Genomic DNA, 16098 nt, shown 5'->3' with positions numbered 1-16098 from the left:
TATTAATCCCAAAATGGGACACCAGTTTAGAGAATAAATATGACGAAAATAATACAAAAAGGTAAACGAATGTAAATAAAAGGCGGTTTAACCGCCTTTTTATAAAACCCTTACTTTTTAGCTAGGTATTGTGCGGCTTGCTTAGCAAAGTAGGTCAATATTCCATCAGCGCCTGCACGCTTAAATGCAAGTAAAGACTCCATTATAGTAGCTTCCTCACTTAACCAACCGTTATCGATAGCTGCTTTGTGCATTGCATACTCGCCACTTACCTGATATGCGAAAGTAGGTACACCAAACTCGTCTTTAACACGACGTACAATATCTAAATAAGGCATGCCAGGCTTAACCATGACCATATCAGCGCCTTCTTGTAAGTCTAATGCGACTTCACGTATTGCTTCATCAGAGTTTGCAGGGTCCATTTGGTAGGTTTTTTTATCGGCACCTTTTAAGTTACTAGCAGAACCTATTGCATCTCTAAATGGGCCATAGTAGCTAGATGCGTATTTAGCTGAGTAGGCCATAATACGGGTATGCACAAACCCATCAGCTTCAAGCGCTTCACGAATTGCAGCAATACGGCCATCCATCATGTCTGAAGGGGCAATTACATCAGCGCCTGCTTCTGCATGTGAGAGTGCTTGTTTAACTAAAATTTCGGTGGTTACGTCGTTTATCACATAGCCAGTGTCATCAATAATGCCGTCTTGACCGTGCGTTGTGAATGGATCAAGTGCACCATCAGTAATTACACCCAACTCAGGAAATGCTTCTTTTAAAGCACGAACAGTGCGTTGGACTAAGCCATCATCATTATATGCTTCTTCGGCAAATAATGATTTTTTATCCGCAGGTGTTACCGGAAAAATAGCTAAGGCAGGTACACCAAGTTCAACAAGTTCTTTTGCTTCAAGCAACAGCAAATCTATTGATAAACGCTCGATACCCGGCATTGATTCAATTGCTTCGCGGCGATTTTTACCTTCAAGTACAAATACAGGGTAAATTAAATCGTTTACGCTAAGTTGATTTTCAGCCATTAAGCGGCGAGAAAAGTCGCTGCGGCGCATTCTGCGCATGCGAGTATACGGGAAAAGGTCTAATCCTGATTGGGCCATATTAATATGCTCCTACTGTGGTAATGGAAAAGTAATTACTTGATTACGGCCATGTTGCTTTGCGTAATAAAGTGCTTTGTCGGCGCACTCAGTAAAAATTTGAGGATTGCTAACATCATCAGCAATGCTGGTGTATACACCAGCGCTAATTGTAAATTGAATATCATTATTGGCTACCGTTACTGTACTGGCTGAGATAGCTGCTCGTATTTTTTCAGCTATGTCTTGTGCGCCTTCATTGGGGGTATTAGGTAATAGCACCACAAATTCCTCACCGCCGTAGCGGGCAACTTCATCTAGTGGGCGCTTTAAATGATCTTTTATTAGGTCAGATACAGCTTTAATAACTTGATCGCCAATTATGTGTCCGTACGTATCGTTAATGCTTTTGAACCGGTCTATATCAAGCATAACAATGCTAAGTGGTGTTTGCTCTCGGCGAGACCGACGAAGTTCCATGACGAGTTTCTTATCAAAAAAACGTCTGTTTTTTATTCCGGTTAAAGCGTCTTCGGTATTGAGTAACTCAAGTGAACGATTTTTTTCTTCAAGTTCTCTAAGTGTAACTTGTAATTCAAAGGTGCGTTCGTCGACTTGTGATTCGAGTTCTTGGCGCGTTTTTTCTTGTAACTTTAAGCGCTCTTTAAGCAGTGTATCTTGGGCTGCATTTTCAGCAATCAAGGTTTGCTGAGCTATTACTTCTTCATCGCGTTGTAAAATAAATAACTTCATTACACTGTAACATAGACAGAAAGTGCAGCTAAAAAAGCATGCAAATACAAATGCTAATGTACTTCTGCTAAAGGCGTATAGCCCCATTACTGCCACAATAAAATAAAGCATTACCACCAAGAAAAAAACTAATACGAGCAATAGCGCTTTATTAGGTTTAGAAGGCGCTAAACGCATGCACGTAAATGTAGTTGCAATATAAAAGCCTAAAGCGATTGGGGTAGCCGTTAAGCAAAATAGTGTCACTATATGGTTTGGAAATAACCAAATAAATAATAATGAGACACCAACTACGTTAACCACTACCTTTTGAACCGTTAGTAAAGAAGAGGGCTTTGGATGGCAAATTTGCTTTTGCAAAGGTAAAAACATTAAAGTAATAAGCATAAGTAGTATAGGGATCATAACTTGCTGTAATGCCGGCAAATTAGGGTGAATATATCTTAAGCCAAAGCCGCAAAGGTAGGCTAAGACCCCCCCCAATGTGAGTGTGATTAAACCAGCACAAATAAAATAACGTTTACGCGAAAAACCATATAAAACTAAGCAGCTCACACCTAAAGAAAATATAAAACCAATCAATAAGCCATAGAGTAAATTAAGTTTACCTTTATGCGCTAAATAAGCTTCTGGTTGCCACAAAGTTAAAGGGACTCGCAAGCCTGAGCTATTCATCACCTTCAGTATAATAATCGTTTCGCTATTTGCAGGGCAAATTAGTTTAACTAATAAAGATTCACTTCTGATCGCACGCTTATCAAGGGGGTATGCATCGCCAATTTGGGTGTAAGAAAGTAATTGCGAGTTATGTAACTGATATACTTGAACGTCGTTTAGCAGAGGGTTGTTTAGCGACAACAGTTGTTCGGTATTATAACTAAGCGTGTTTTTTATTTTAAATTTCACCCATACAGAACGTTGCTCAAGACCTAGGTTAAGAGGTTTGCCTAAGGTTTTTTGCCAGTCTACCTTGCTACTTTGTTGTGCATGTAATAGCGACGTTGGTTCAAAAGAGTAATACAGGTTATTGATGTTTTGAGAGTTGAAATCGTGTTTTATTATTACCGGGTTTGCAAATGAATAAAAAGTGCAAAGAAGCATTAATAGACTTAGTAATGCCTTTGCGCACGCCATTAGCAGCTCTTTAAACCAAAAACATTGTAAAAGTTTTCTGTTGTTTTTCGGGCTATTAATTCTTCATCTGTTTGATAAAGTTGCGCAACTGTTTGGCAAATATAAGGGAGCAGAGCGGGTTCATTTTTACGCGATTTAGGTTTTGGCTTAACTGTTCGTGGAATTAAAAATGGTGCATCAGTTTCTATTAATAATCGATCTAGAGGAATACTAGGTACTAGCTGTTGTAATTCTTTGCCACGCCTTTCATCACATACCCAACCTGTTATACCAATATACAGACCTAAATCTAAATATTGCTTAAGAGCTACAGAGTTACCCGTAAAACAATGAAGTACACCGCGAATATTAAACTCTTTTAGAATACTCAACATATCGTCACTTGCATCACGTTCATGTAAGTAAACCGGTAAATCTAATTTTTCGGCAAGCGTTAGGTGGCGTCTAAAAACGCTACGCTGTACATCGCGAGGTGAAAAGTCACGGTTATAATCAAGGCCGCACTCACCAATCGCTATAACTTGCTTATTGTTTGCAAGTGCAGTTAATTGTACTTCTAATTCATCCGTCGCCGACTTAGCATCATGTGGGTGTATACCCGCTGTAGAATATTGAAGATGTTTTATTGCAAGTTCAAGTGATTGCTGACTGCTTGCAATATCACAACCTATAATAAGCATATTTGTAACACCGGCTTCACTTGCGCGTGTAACTACATCACGATGCTGGTCATTAAATTGATGATTGGCTAAGTTAACCCCAGCATCAATTAACGTATATGACATTATTTAGTACGTTTAACGCGAATAGAGCGGTTTTTACCGTCTTGTTTCAGTAAAAATGAGTTGAATGCACCACGGCTAATTACAATTGTATCGTTTTCTTTTAAACGCATGCTGTCAGAGCCAATTTGACGCCATTGTTGGCCGTTATCTAGAGAGATAATTAACTCGCCATAAGCGGCTTCTTTAACTGAAGTAACCATAGCTTTAATTTCAGTCTCTTTTTCTACCTGTGATTCTTTGTACTCTAAGCCAAAATCGTCAGCTTTTGCCTTTGCTTGAATTGGTGCAGCAGCTACGACTTGAGGTACATTGTTAGCCGTTGGTGGAGTAAGCGTTTTTGTTACTGTTGGCTTTGTTAATGATTTACCAGCAACTGTATTGTCATAGCAAAGTAATCGGTTAAAGTCATTTTCAATAAAGCTACATGCTTGTAACGCTTGAGTATTAAATTGTGTTTGCGCAGCAAAAGTAGGCGCACTTAATAAAACCAATAGTGAGAGTAGTTGTTTTTTCATTTTATTCCTCAGATTCTTTTTGTGGTTTAGCGGTATAGAATTTTGCTAAAATTAGGCCTAGCTCAAACAAAAGAAGCATCGGAAATGCTAATAAAGTTTGTGATAACACATCGGGCGGTGTTAAAAACATCGCCACTACAAAAACGCCTACGACAATATATGGGCGCTTTTCTTTTAAGCTTTTTGTTGTTGTTGCACCACTCCAACATAGCAGCATAATTGCCACAGGAATTTCGAAAGCGACACCAAATGCAAAAAACAGTTTTAATACAAACCCTAAATAGCTACTTATGTCGGGCGCAAGAGTCATCATCTCTGGACCAGTACTTGTAAAAAAGCCTAAAATAATTGGCAGAACTACAAAATAACAAAAGGCTATACCGCCATAAAATAATACTATACTTGAGGCGAGAATAGGCATGAGCATTTTCTTTTCATGCTGATATAAACCCGGCGCTATAAACCCCCAAATTTGATGCAATATCCACGGAATTGACGCAAATAAAGCGACAAATAAAGTTAGTTTGAAAGGTGCAAAAAAGGGGGCAGTAACGTCGGTTGCAATCATAGTTGCAGTACTTGGCAAATGCGAAACTAACGGCTGTGCAACAAAGGCATAAATGTCATTCGCAAAATATACTATGGCAATAAAAATAATGAAAATGCTCAATAGTGCTTTTATTAGCCGATCACGCAACTCAATTAAATGAGCTACAAATCCCGATTTTACTTCCTCAGCCATTATTTTTTATACCATGTAATAAGTTGACCACAAAGTGAGAGATAAATTTCACTTTTTTTCATCAAGTTGTTGGTTATTTGATGTATCCGGTTGTTTTTTCTTGTAGCTGTGAGTAACTGACTCAGCCGCTTTTTGTAACTCTGTTAATGAACTTTGTAACTCAGGGCTTAAATCTTTTAGTTCTTGTTGTTCTGCTTTTTTAAGGTTTTCGTGAAGTTCGTGAATACGCAGTTCCTCACTTACTTCGGCTTTTACCGAGTTGGCAAGTGACTTAGCTGTTTTAACCCATTTACTTACTGTTCTAATAGCAACAGGTAAGCGTTCTGGGCCAAGCACTACTAAGCCAACAATAAAAATAACAACAAGTTCCCACATCCCCATACTAATTAAACCTTATTGCTATCTTTGTTTTTTTCAGTATTGGTTGAGCCGTCAACGGTGCTTTTTTCTGATTGTTGAATTTGCTCTGACTTTTCTTGTTCACTCGCTGTGTCGTCTGACATTGCTTTTTTAAAGCCTTTAACAGCGCCTCCAATATCACCACCCATACCGCGTAGTTTTTTTGTACCGAAAAGTAAAACTATGATCGCTAAAACAATTAATAATTGCCAAATACTAATACCACCAAAACCCATGGTTTTCTCCAATATATAAACGGTTAAATGTATATTTTAAATACTAATTATACGCCCAATAGCGCAAATAGCACTCAGTTTATGCGTTGCGCCATGCTGTTATAAAACTAATAGCCGATAAGCTTATAGTAATACCTGCAGCTATTAAATCGTGCTGTAAATAACAAAGTGTTGCCATAATCATTGTAGCACTACCAAATAAACTCAATATTAAAGGTTTATGAGATACCTTTTGTTCTTGAGGTTTATGAGCGTGTGGTGCACGCTTTAAATTCTGGTAAATTAGATCAGGTAGTTCAGGCATTTTTTCAGCCCAAAATGGCAAGTTAGCATACATTTGCTTCAGTACTGATAGCGGTCCAACTTGCTGCTTAACCCAATCTTCTAAAAAGGGTTTAGCTGTTTTCCATAAGTCGAGTTGTGGATATAGCTGACGCCCTAATCCTTCAACGTATAATAAGGTCTTTTGCAGTAACACTAATTGCGGTTGAACCTGCATGTTAAAACGACGTGCGGTATTAAATAGATTTACGAGCACGTGACCAAATGAAATTTCAGCAAGCGGTTTATTGAATATAGGCTCGCACACTGTGCGAATCGCAAATTCAAATTCTTCAATACTGGTATCGTGTGGTACCCAGCCAGAATCAACGTGTAGCTGTGCAACTTGGCGATAATCACGATTAAAAAAGGCAATAAAGTTTTCAGCTAGATAACGTTTGTCTTCTTTGCTCAAAGTACCAACAATACCGCAGTCAATACCGATATACATTGGATTTTCAGGATGCTCGCGAGAGACGAATATATTACCCGGATGCATGTCGGCATGAAAAAAGCTGTCTCTAAACACTTGCGTAAAAAACACTTCTACGCCGCGCTCAGCAAGTAATTTCATATTCGTGTTTTGCGCCAGAAGTGAATCGGTATCAGAGACGGGTATACCGTAAATACGCTCCATTACTAGGACATTACTACGGCTATAATCACTGTAAACTGCAGGAATATACAATGATTCAGAGCCTTCAAAGTTGCGCTTAAGTTGAATGCCATTGGCACCTTCGCGCATTAAGTCGAGCTCGTCTAGGAGTGTTTTTTTATATTCTTTAACTACTTCTATAGGACGCAGGCGTTTTGATTCGTTATGGACTTTTGCAAGTACCTTAGCGAGCTTTTCCATTAACGCTAAATCGGCATTAATTTGCTCGTAAATATTTGGTCTAATAACCTTAATTACTACATCTTGCTCAATGCTTTGCTCATCAATAAGCTTTGCTGTATGCACTTGCGCTATAGATGCAGAGGCTAGAGGAGTTTGTGAAAACTCACTAAACAATTCACTTATATCGTTAATTTCTAGCGCTTTTTCTATTATTTTTTGTGCAAGTTCGCCTTCAAATGGCTGAACTTGATCTTGTAAAAAGGCAAGCTCTAAAGCGATATCATGAGGGAGTAAGTCACGACGAGTAGAGAGCATTTGGCCAAACTTAATCCAAACGGGACCAAGCTCTTGTAGTGCCAAACGTAAACGTAGTCCTGCAGGTTTTTCTTTGTGCTGATTACGCAGCCAAAACAAACTGCCACGAGCTACTTTACCAAACCAAGGGATCTTATGTTTAGGAATTAGCTCGTCTAGCCCATAGCGAAGTAAAGTTTTGGTGATGTTATACAAACGTGCAGTCGACACAAAAAATCCTTAGCGGGTGTTTGAAGGTAAAAAAGAGTTTAACAAGGTATTTATACGCTGCTCAACAGCAGCTACTTGGCCTTTGAGTTCTCTATTTTTTTGTTTAAATTGCTCAAGTTCTAATGGGTGAATAGTAATTGCGAGCTCGTCTTGGCATAAACTTGTAAGCATGGTACTTATTTTAGTATTGGTTTTGCTGCTCTTTTGTTTTAGTTTTTTTAGGTATAGATATAACTGCTGAGCGGGGGTATCGCCAATGTATTTAGAAAGCTGTTCAGGCCAATCAATATCAATGCCTGAAAACGCATTACTATAAGTTTGCGCAATATTTAAATCGCCTTGTAAGTCGAGCTTATCTTGGCGAATTAACTGGGTAAGCATAGCTGGGTTTTTAAGTGCTAAAAGCGTGTCTATATCTGCGCTGATCATACAATCTGCGTTTTCGTTACTTTGAGCACTGTATAAGTGCAATTGCTCAGCGCTATAAACAAGTTGGATACTTTGTTGCCAATCTCTTACTTCAACCACTAAGCGTTGATGTTTAACTGCGCTTAGTTTTTGAGACAATTGTGGGTCAAGGCTGAGAGCTTGATTTAGTACACGCTCAATAAGCGAAAGCACAAAATTAGGTAACATAAAAAATTCAGATGCCATTGCATCATTATTATTTTTTGTTATTTTCTCAAGTGCCATAACTGCTAGCCTTAATATTTAAAACCACGATGCAGCGCAACAATTCCGCCTGTGAGGTTTTGGTATGTTGTTTGCTCAAAGCCTGCATCTTCCATCATCGCTTTTAGTGTGTCTTGATCTGGATGCATGCGAATAGATTCAGCTAAATACTTATACGATTCACTGTCGTTAGCAACTAGCTTACCCATTGTAGGCAATAAATTAAATGAGTAAAAATCGTAAGCTTTACTAAGTACGTCATGCTCTGGTTTTGAAAACTCTAAAACAAGTAAACGACCACCTGGCTTTAAAATACGGTACATAGAGCGCAATGCTTTGTCTTTATCGGTAACGTTACGTAAGCCAAAGGCAATAGTGATCACATCAAAGCTATTATCTGGGAACGGCAGCATTTCTGCATTCATTTGTACGTAGTCGATATTGCCAACTAACCCAAGATTATGTAGTTTTTCACGGCCAACTTTAAGCATAGATGAGTTTATATCACCTAAAACAACTTGACCCGTTTCTCCAACTAATTGACTAAACTTTGCAGTTAAATCGCCAGTGCCGCCGGCTAAATCGAGTACATGATGTCCTTTACGAACACCTGAGCTTGCAATAGTTTGACGTTTCCATAAACGATGCACACCAAAAGACATTAAATCATTCATTACATCGTATTTTGCAGCTACTGAGTGAAATACATCAGCAACCATAGAAGCTTTATCGTTCTCGGCTACTGTTTTATAACCAAAATGCGTGGTCTTTTGTTCGGTTTCGTTCATGACTAATCTCTATCGTGACAATAGAGGTTAGTGTACTTTATTGTACACAGTAGGTGCAATTTGAATATGATTTATCAGGTAATTTATTGCCCTGCAGTGTAACTACTTTGCCCTAATGAACGTGCTTTATAAGCCGCATGAGATGCTTTTTTAGCTAGCTGATTAAAATCATCTTCTTGTTGATGCTGAGCAATTCCTAGTGATAAGCCAATACTAGGTAGTTTAATCCCTGTTTTTGAACTAACAAAGCGCAGCTTTTCGACACCATTTCGTACTTTCTCGGCTATTACATTGGCCGTATCTGGGTCGATGTCGGCGAGCAAAACAGTAAATTGATCTTTAGCTGTGCGACCAGGTAAGCCACTTTGGAAAACATATTTTTGAACTTGCTTAGCTACTTTATTCAAAATGACTTCACCAATAATATCACCATAATTTTCAGTAAAATGATCAAGGTTGTCTATTTGAATCGCTATTGCGCAAATAGACTTTTGTTGATTAGTCCACACTTGCGTTTGTTGCGTTAAATAATGGCGCTTATAAAGCCCTGTTTGACTATCAATAATATGTTGTTTACGAAGCTGAGTAAGTTGCTTTTGTGTTTTTTCGTGTAGTTGTTTAGCTTTACTGAGTTCTTGCTTAAATTGCTTATGTTGGTTGAGTAATTCGGCGGTTTGATTATGGAGTACTTCAAGCGCTTGACGGCTTTGTTCTATGTTGTTCTCATTAAGCGAATGTACGCACTCGCTTACTTGACCCGCAAAACGAACTATTTGCTTCTCAGTAGCATGAGAGTTTTGAGAAAGTGAATTTATAACACCATCAACGTTTTGAATCATGTTGACTTGCGCTAAGTGGCCGGTATTTAAAAACTCAGAATGTAGCTGTTCAATTAAAACGCTATCTATATTATCTTCAACAGCAATAGCACGATCTAAAGCTTTATTTAGCTTGAGATTAGTTTGACTGGTATAAGTATAAATAACTTGATAATTCAGCGGCGTAGGTGGGAGCGCATAACGCTCTAAAAAAACACACACTTTGGTCATTTTTTCTTGTGCAATAGCCATGGAATCATGGAACATCATTTTTTAAATACCAACTAAGTACGCATAAGTGCAAATTCGAATATCTCATTCCATGAGGCGGTTATGCGTCCGAGCTTTTTATTATTTTTTACTACAGTAATCGTTATGTGCGCCATTTAAAAGTAAAAACAGAAGTTAGGGAACTTAAATTTTACTTTAGCGGCTTGATAGCTGTTTTTCTCATCAATTAAGCTTGCTATTGGCAATGTTAGAGTCGTTTCTTAGTTTAATACACTTGTTTTTAGTAAGGTTTATTTATTAAAGTTGGTCTCATTTACTTGCTATTTATTTAGCCTGCGATAGTTTTATGAAATTAATAACACTGCTAAGTTACATTATAATGAATCACTTTTTAGTTAAGCCACTTCGCCAATCTTTATTTGGCATCACAATTTTATGTTCATTGAGTGCATGCCAAATAACAACACCAAATGCCAATAAACAATTTACACAAGTAGCAAAAAGCATTGTCGATTATAGGCAAAGTACTAATCCTTATAGCAATTTAGAGGGAGTTGAAGGTTATTTATTACCAAATTTATCGCCCAAATTTTTAGCACAAGAATATAAAAATAAAGCGAGTCTACTTGCTGAGCTAGACGCAGTTAATATTGCAAAGTTAAGTGATGAAAATCAAATAAACTTCAATATTATTCGAGCTCAAGTACAAAACAGTGTTGATGAATATGTATTTAATGCGCACTATATGCCGCTTACCTCAGAATATGGTTTTCATTCTGGTTTATCGTACATAGTAAACAGCTCTCAATATAAAAATCAGCAAGACTACCAAGTATATTTGACTCGATTAACGCAAGTCCCACGCTTTTTTGAACAAAACATCTATTGGATGAAAAAAGGGATCGAAACAGGCCTTACCCAACCTAAAGCAGTTTTAGAGGGTTATGAAGACTCAATTAATGCTTACATTGTTGACGATGTAACTACATCTGAGTTTTATAAACCTTTTTTAACTAATACAGCAGGTTTGAGTGACGATAAATTTAAAGCGTTACAACAAAAAGCTAAAAACATTATAAAAGACGATGTTATACAGTCTTATAAGAATTACTTAGCGTTTTTTACGCAGCAGTATCGACCTAGTGCACGCACAAGTATTGGCATATCAGAGACGCCTAATGGCGAGGCATTTTATAAAAACAGAGCTAAGTATTACACCACTACCGATATGACACCTAAAGAGATTCACGAACTTGGATTGAAAGAGGTTGCTCGAATCCGCAGTGAAATGGAAGACGTAATAACAGAAGTAGGTTTTAAAGGCACGTTTGCCGAATTTATTCACTTTTTACGCACTGATCCACAATTTTACGCCACAACACCTGAGCAGCTTTTAAAAGAAGCCTCTTATATTGCTAAAAAAATGGATGCACAACTGCCTAAGTTATTTCATACCTTACCGCGTAAACCTTATGGCGTAGCACCCGTGCCAGCCAGCATTGCCCCTAAATACACAACAGGTCGATATTCTGGTTCTAATCGAGATGATGAAGCAGGGTATTACTGGGTAAATACTTACGCTTTAGATAAGCGCCCTTTGTATGTTTTAGAGGCATTAACGTTGCACGAAGCCGTGCCAGGTCATCATTTGCAAATCTCACTCAATGCTGAGCTTGAAAATTTGCCGAGTTATCGTCGTGATGCTTACCTTTCGGCATTTGGCGAAGGTTGGGGACTTTACTCTGAGTATTTAGGATTAGAAGCAGGCTTTTACCAAGACCCATATAGCCGTTTTGGTCGCTTGACCTATGAAATGTGGCGAGCAGCCCGTTTAGTTGTTGATACGGGTATGCATATGTATGGCTGGAGTCGCGAGCGTGCCATGAATTTTATGAGTGAAAATACAGCGCTTTCGCTGCATAACGTTAAAACAGAAACTGATCGTTATATTACATGGCCTGCACAAGCCCTCTCGTACAAAATTGGTGAATTAACTATTAAACGTTTACGCTCTGAAGCAGAGCAAGCACTTGGGCACAATTTTGATATTCGTGAGTTTCATCATCAAATATTACGTCATGGTTCAGTGCCTTTATCGGTACTTGAAACGCAAGTACGCATTTATATTAAAAAGGAATCAGTTAAGCTGGAAAGTAAATAAGTATAATTTTTTAAAGTGGGTACTGAGTTTTTTTTTAGCTATTTAAGTTACAGGTTTGCTGGTAAGTACTTGTATTTATTTTAAGCTAGCAGATTAATAATTATGATGTGCCATTTAGTTCATTAAAACGGTCAGTACTTATTAGCTATTATTTTAAAAATCACCAAGGGTCATAAATGAGCAATTTTATAATGTTTAGTATCGATATATTTGCAAGTATGTTTATAGTTGTGCTCGGGTTCGTTGTACTTACTGTTATTATTTTTTATATTCGAGATGTAACGCAAACAAAGCATGCTATTAGGCGTAATTACCCTGTAATTGGTCGTTTTCGGTATTTTTTTGAACGCCAAGGTGAGTTTTTTAGACAATACTTTTTTGCTCAAGATAGAGAGGAAATGCCATTTAACCGCGCAGAGCGAAGCTGGGTTTATCGCGCTGCTAAAGATGTTGACCGTACTGCTGCATTCGGTTCGACACAAAGCTTAGAAGTAACAGGTACAGTTATGTTCATGAACTGTGCGTTTCCGACTTTAGATGAAGAAGCACTCGACCCGAGTAATGTCACTTTAGGTCCATACTGTAAAACACCTTACACCACTAATTCGTTATTTAATGTATCGGGTATGAGCTTTGGTGCGCTCTCAAAGCCTGCGGTTCGTGCTTTATCAAAAGGAGCTAAATTAGCAGGTTGCTGGATGAACACCGGTGAAGGTGGGCTAAGCCCATACCATTTGGAGGGGGGCGCCGATATTGTTTTTCAAATTGGTACCGCTAAATATGGTGCTCGAGACGAGCATGGAAATTTAAGCACCGAAAAACTTAAAGAAATAGCGGCTCACGAACAAGTCAAAATGTTCGAACTAAAAATGAGCCAAGGCGCTAAACCAGGTAAGGGTGGAATGCTTCCAGGGCGTAAAGTTAATGCCGAAATAGCTAAAATTAGGGGTATTCCAGAGGGGCAAGACTCTATTAGTCCCAATGGCCATCCTGAAATTAAAAACCCAGCCGATATTCTAGATATGATTGCCACGGTACGTAACGCGACAGGTAAGCCTACAGGCTTTAAAGCGGTAATTGGTGCCTACGGGTGGTTAGAAACGTTGTTCGCTGAAATAAATCATCGTGGTATAGAGTCAGCACCTGATTTTATTACCATAGATAGTGCTGATGGTGGTACGGGGGCGGCACCACAACCGCTTATGGACTCAGTCGGTTTACCACTACGTGAGAGTTTACCGCTGGTAGTTAACATGCTTGAAAAGCATGGGCTGCGAGATCGTATTAAAATAATCGCATCAGGTAAATTAATTGTTCCTTCCAAGGTTGCTTGGGCATTGGCACTGGGTGCTGATTTTGTTGTGTCGGCTCGAGGGCATATGTTTGCACTGGGCTGTATTCAGGCAATGCAATGTAATAAAGATACCTGTCCAACGGGTATCACTACGCATAACGAGCGTTTGCAACGCGGTTTAAATGTAGCTGATAAAGCGCAGCGAGTAGCTAACTATAATAAATACATTCATTACGGAGCGGGGCTTATAGCTCATTCTTGTGGTGTGACTAGTGCACGCGAATTAAGGCGTGAGCACGTACGTATAGTGCAAGAAAGTGGTTTATCGGAGCCGCTTGATAAAATTTATGAAAATTATAAGTAAATTTTAATAATAGAAAAGGCGCTGATAGCGCCTTTTTTTAATGTTTTTTAGTTTAATTGGCTTATTAATAAACTAAAAAATGCGTCTTTGTTGTCGCATGTTTGGGCATTCAAAATAAGTTGCTCGCCTAGCGCTAATGTTTGTTTTTGCACTGTAAGGCGCGCAGCCTCATCACTAATGCTATCTATATCGGTTACATGTGCGAGCCCTATGGTGCGCCTAATTAATTCAGCACCACAATAACCAATAGTGTCTTGTAGTACGCTTTTCATAAAGTACTCACTATAACCTGCAGCCTTTAGCGCAGCTTCAGTAGTATGCTCATTGATAAGCGTAAGCCAATGTTGTTCAAATAAGGTATAGCATTCAACAAGAGTGCTTAATAAATGGGTTTGGTAATTACGACGAGCCACAAAATCTTCAATACGCCCGTATTGCGCACAATAATTTAAAAGTAAATTACCAATAAAAGAGCCAATATCGAACCCAATAGGACCAAAAAAACCAAACTCAGGATCGATCATCTTTGTATTATTACAATCAACAAAAATACTGCCGCTATGCATATCACCATGAAGTAATGTTTGCGGGTTAGATAAAAAATTAGCTTTTAGTTTTGCGATTTCTAACTTTAACGCGCTATTTTTTTGTATTGCATCAACTTCGCTTTGTAGTTGCTCTGGGTAGTTATTGCGTTCGTGCTCAATGTACGGATCGCTAAAAAATAAGTCTTCAGTAATTTGGCAAAGCTCGGGATTAGTAAATTGGCTAACAAGTGCTTTTTTAGTTTGTGCGGTTAAATAAAAATCTGAATTATAAAAGCCAGTATGACTTAAGTAGGTCGCTACATGCTGCGCCAATTTAGGAAATTGCTCTGCATTATTTTGTGCAGTACGCAGTATTTGTAAATTACCTAAATCTTCTAAAATAGTGAGCGCTTGCATTTCACTATAATGTAAAACCCTAGCTGTATAAGTTGGGCAAATAGCGCCATGATTAAGCAAAACTTGTGCTTCTATACGAGCTCTATCAAGCGTTAATGGCCACGACTCACCCACGCAACGGGCGTAAGGCAAAGCTTGCTTTAAAATAACGCTATTATTTTGCTCATCAGTAATTCTAAATACTAAATTAAGATTGCCATCACCAAACTCGTACGCCGTTAAGGTTTGTCCGTGGGCAAAAAAATTACATTGGTTAGATTCAATTAACGTCGACACATAATCGATAGCGCGCTGTGCATTAAAAGCAACATAGTTAGTCATGGTTTAAATCTCAAAAATCAGCTTTTAAGCATTCTATACCTTTAAATGTTTAGATGTCTACAAGTCTAACTTGAGAGTTATTCAAAGTGGTGTAAAATAACGTTACGCATTTTTAATACCTTGAGCATTATGCAAAATTTAATCGCAAGCAGTTTAAAATATGAAAACGGGTCGCTTAGTGTGCTCGACCAATATTTACTACCTCACCAGCAGGTATGGCATCAGTGTCATGATGTAGAAACCATGAAAGAGCTGATCATTAGTTTAAAAGTGCGTGGAGCTCCACTTATTGGCTTAAGCGCGAGCTTGCTAGTGGCGTATTTAGCTGAGCAAGGGGTAGTTAAAAGTGAGCTTGAAAAAGCAATCGACGAACTAGAAGCCACTCGCCCAACGGCGGTTAATTTAATGTATTGTATGGCGGCACTACGTAAAGCTTTAACACAAAGCGATTATGTTACCGGTATTGTTACCACTGCTGAGCAGTTGTTTGTAGAAGATATAGCGCTGTGCGAGCGAATGGCAAACCGTGGCGCTGAACTAATAAATAGCGGCGACAACATATTAACCCATTGTAATACTGGGGCGCTTGCAACTGCGGGTATTGGTACGGCACTGGGTGTTATTTATAAAGCGCAGCAAAAACATGGCAACGTACATGTGTGGGTTGACGAAACACGACCCTTATTACAAGGCGGTCGCTTAACTGCTTTTGAGCTTGAGCGCTGGCAAGTACCTTACACACTAATTTGCGATAATATGGCGGCAAGTTTAATGGCTGCAGGCAAGGTAGATAAAATAGTAGTTGGGGCTGATCGTATTGCCGCTAATGGTGATTTTGCTAATAAAGTGGGCACCTATAATTTAGCTGTACTTGCGCATTTTCATAATATTCCATTTTACGTAGTCGCGCCTGTTACCACGCTTGATACAAACACTATTTGTGGCAATGATATAGAAATAGAGCAACGTAATCCTCATGAGGTACGCGGAGTTAGCGGTAGCTTTGGCGAGGCTTTATGGGCACCCACTAATGCTAATGTATATAATCCTGCATTTGATATAACACCAGCAAAGCTGGTTACAGGGTGGGTGTTAGATACTGGCGTTTATAACCAAAGCCAAGTAGAAAGTGGCGAACTTTTAAAGCTTAAATAATT

Annotated in this window: 15 protein-coding genes; 3 read left to right on the top strand and 12 right to left on the bottom strand. The window is 38.6% G+C overall.

The genetic code is table 11. The features are described 5' to 3' along the window. Nucleotides 1-110: 110 nt before the first annotated feature. The 11 genes from hemB to BW142_RS18320 all read right to left on the bottom strand — a co-directional run bounded on the left by hemB (nucleotide 111) and on the right by BW142_RS18320 (nucleotide 9878). Nucleotides 111-1121: a porphobilinogen synthase gene (gene hemB / locus BW142_RS18370; protein ID WP_076925871.1), complete on the bottom strand. Its 1011-nt coding sequence runs from the start codon at nucleotides 1119-1121 to the stop codon at nucleotides 111-113. A gap of 12 nt (nucleotides 1122-1133) precedes the next feature. Next, entirely contained in the window at nucleotides 1134-2987 is a 1854-nt protein-coding gene (locus BW142_RS18365) for a diguanylate cyclase (RefSeq protein ID WP_076925870.1), read from the bottom strand. Beyond that, nucleotides 2987-3772, bottom strand: a complete 786-nt coding sequence (locus BW142_RS18360; protein WP_076925869.1) for a TatD family hydrolase — start codon at nucleotides 3770-3772, stop codon at nucleotides 2987-2989. The genes BW142_RS18365 and BW142_RS18360 overlap by 1 nt, the downstream gene beginning before the upstream one ends. Then, nucleotides 3772-4287, bottom strand: coding sequence for a hypothetical protein (locus BW142_RS18355; protein WP_024599711.1), 516 nt, complete (start codon nucleotides 4285-4287; stop codon nucleotides 3772-3774). The genes BW142_RS18360 and BW142_RS18355 overlap by 1 nt, the downstream gene beginning before the upstream one ends. Before the next feature lies 1 nt (nucleotide 4288). After that, nucleotides 4289-5029 carry a twin-arginine translocase subunit TatC gene (gene tatC, locus BW142_RS18350; protein ID WP_024599712.1) on the bottom strand — a complete coding sequence of 247 codons (741 nt, stop codon included), beginning with the start codon at nucleotides 5027-5029 and terminating at the stop codon, nucleotides 4289-4291. 48 nt (nucleotides 5030-5077) lie between these two features. Then, complete coding sequence (gene tatB / locus BW142_RS18345; RefSeq protein ID WP_024599713.1) at nucleotides 5078-5410, bottom strand: Sec-independent protein translocase protein TatB; 333 nt, start codon at nucleotides 5408-5410, stop codon at nucleotides 5078-5080. Nucleotides 5411-5415: 5 nt separating this feature from the next. Next, complete coding sequence (gene tatA / locus BW142_RS18340) at nucleotides 5416-5664, bottom strand: Sec-independent protein translocase subunit TatA (protein WP_024599714.1); 249 nt, start codon at nucleotides 5662-5664, stop codon at nucleotides 5416-5418. A gap of 79 nt (nucleotides 5665-5743) precedes the next feature. Continuing rightward, complete coding sequence (gene ubiB / locus BW142_RS18335) at nucleotides 5744-7348, bottom strand: ubiquinone biosynthesis regulatory protein kinase UbiB (protein ID WP_076925868.1); 1605 nt, start codon at nucleotides 7346-7348, stop codon at nucleotides 5744-5746. 9 nt (nucleotides 7349-7357) lie between these two features. Then, nucleotides 7358-8041: an SCP2 sterol-binding domain-containing protein gene (locus tag BW142_RS18330; RefSeq protein ID WP_076925867.1), complete on the bottom strand. Its 684-nt coding sequence runs from the start codon at nucleotides 8039-8041 to the stop codon at nucleotides 7358-7360. A gap of 11 nt (nucleotides 8042-8052) precedes the next feature. Next, the gene (ubiE, locus tag BW142_RS18325) at nucleotides 8053-8808 is read right to left on the bottom strand and encodes a bifunctional demethylmenaquinone methyltransferase/2-methoxy-6-polyprenyl-1,4-benzoquinol methylase UbiE (RefSeq protein WP_024589468.1); all 756 of its coding nucleotides are present in this window, start codon (nucleotides 8806-8808) and stop codon (nucleotides 8053-8055) included. 83 nt (nucleotides 8809-8891) lie between these two features. Then, nucleotides 8892-9878, bottom strand: a complete 987-nt coding sequence (locus BW142_RS18320) for a GGDEF domain-containing protein (RefSeq protein WP_024599717.1) — start codon at nucleotides 9876-9878, stop codon at nucleotides 8892-8894. A 358-nt stretch (nucleotides 9879-10236) separates the two neighbouring features. On the opposite strand from BW142_RS18320, the gene BW142_RS18315 reads away from it, so the two are divergent. Further along, nucleotides 10237-12018, top strand: a complete 1782-nt coding sequence (locus BW142_RS18315; RefSeq protein ID WP_076925898.1) for a DUF885 domain-containing protein — start codon at nucleotides 10237-10239, stop codon at nucleotides 12016-12018. A gap of 176 nt (nucleotides 12019-12194) precedes the next feature. Next, the gene (locus BW142_RS18310; RefSeq protein WP_024599719.1) at nucleotides 12195-13676 is read left to right on the top strand and encodes an FMN-binding glutamate synthase family protein; all 1482 of its coding nucleotides are present in this window, start codon (nucleotides 12195-12197) and stop codon (nucleotides 13674-13676) included. Between the two features lie 47 nt (nucleotides 13677-13723). Here BW142_RS18310 and mtnK read toward each other — a convergent pair whose 3' ends face one another. Beyond that, nucleotides 13724-14941 (bottom strand): S-methyl-5-thioribose kinase, encoded by a 1218-nt coding sequence (gene mtnK / locus BW142_RS18305; RefSeq protein ID WP_076925866.1) that lies wholly within the window; start codon nucleotides 14939-14941, stop codon nucleotides 13724-13726. A gap of 129 nt (nucleotides 14942-15070) precedes the next feature. Between mtnK and mtnA the strand changes: the two genes are divergently transcribed. Further along, nucleotides 15071-16096: an S-methyl-5-thioribose-1-phosphate isomerase gene (mtnA, locus tag BW142_RS18300; protein ID WP_076925865.1), complete on the top strand. Its 1026-nt coding sequence runs from the start codon at nucleotides 15071-15073 to the stop codon at nucleotides 16094-16096. Nucleotides 16097-16098 lie beyond the last annotated feature (2 nt).

The organism is Pseudoalteromonas sp. EB27, assembly GCF_001974875.1.
GTDB lineage: Bacteria > Pseudomonadota > Gammaproteobacteria > Enterobacterales > Alteromonadaceae > Pseudoalteromonas.
This window is presented reverse-complemented; position numbering and strand designations above follow the sequence as displayed.

Excerpts from the sequence above, each read along its gene's own strand:
- hemB (WP_076925871.1), bottom strand. The coding sequence starts at position 1,121 with ATGGCCCAATCAGGATTAGACCTTTTCCCGTATACTCGCATGCGCAGA.
- BW142_RS18365 (WP_076925870.1), bottom strand. The coding sequence starts at position 2,987 with ATGGCGTGCGCAAAGGCATTACTAAGTCTATTAATGCTTCTTTGCACT.
- BW142_RS18360 (WP_076925869.1), bottom strand. The coding sequence starts at position 3,772 with ATGTCATATACGTTAATTGATGCTGGGGTTAACTTAGCCAATCATCAA.
- BW142_RS18355 (WP_024599711.1), bottom strand. The coding sequence starts at position 4,287 with ATGAAAAAACAACTACTCTCACTATTGGTTTTATTAAGTGCGCCTACT.
- tatC (WP_024599712.1), bottom strand. The coding sequence starts at position 5,029 with ATGGCTGAGGAAGTAAAATCGGGATTTGTAGCTCATTTAATTGAGTTG.
- tatB (WP_024599713.1), bottom strand. The coding sequence starts at position 5,410 with ATGGGGATGTGGGAACTTGTTGTTATTTTTATTGTTGGCTTAGTAGTG.
- tatA (WP_024599714.1), bottom strand. The coding sequence starts at position 5,664 with ATGGGTTTTGGTGGTATTAGTATTTGGCAATTATTAATTGTTTTAGCG.
- BW142_RS18330 (WP_076925867.1), bottom strand. The coding sequence starts at position 8,041 with ATGGCACTTGAGAAAATAACAAAAAATAATAATGATGCAATGGCATCT.
- ubiE (WP_024589468.1), bottom strand. The coding sequence starts at position 8,808 with ATGAACGAAACCGAACAAAAGACCACGCATTTTGGTTATAAAACAGTA.
- BW142_RS18320 (WP_024599717.1), bottom strand. The coding sequence starts at position 9,878 with ATGGCTATTGCACAAGAAAAAATGACCAAAGTGTGTGTTTTTTTAGAG.
- BW142_RS18315 (WP_076925898.1), top strand. The coding sequence starts at position 10,237 with ATGAATCACTTTTTAGTTAAGCCACTTCGCCAATCTTTATTTGGCATC.
- BW142_RS18310 (WP_024599719.1), top strand. The coding sequence starts at position 12,195 with ATGAGCAATTTTATAATGTTTAGTATCGATATATTTGCAAGTATGTTT.
- mtnK (WP_076925866.1), bottom strand. The coding sequence starts at position 14,941 with ATGACTAACTATGTTGCTTTTAATGCACAGCGCGCTATCGATTATGTG.
- mtnA (WP_076925865.1), top strand. The coding sequence starts at position 15,071 with ATGCAAAATTTAATCGCAAGCAGTTTAAAATATGAAAACGGGTCGCTT.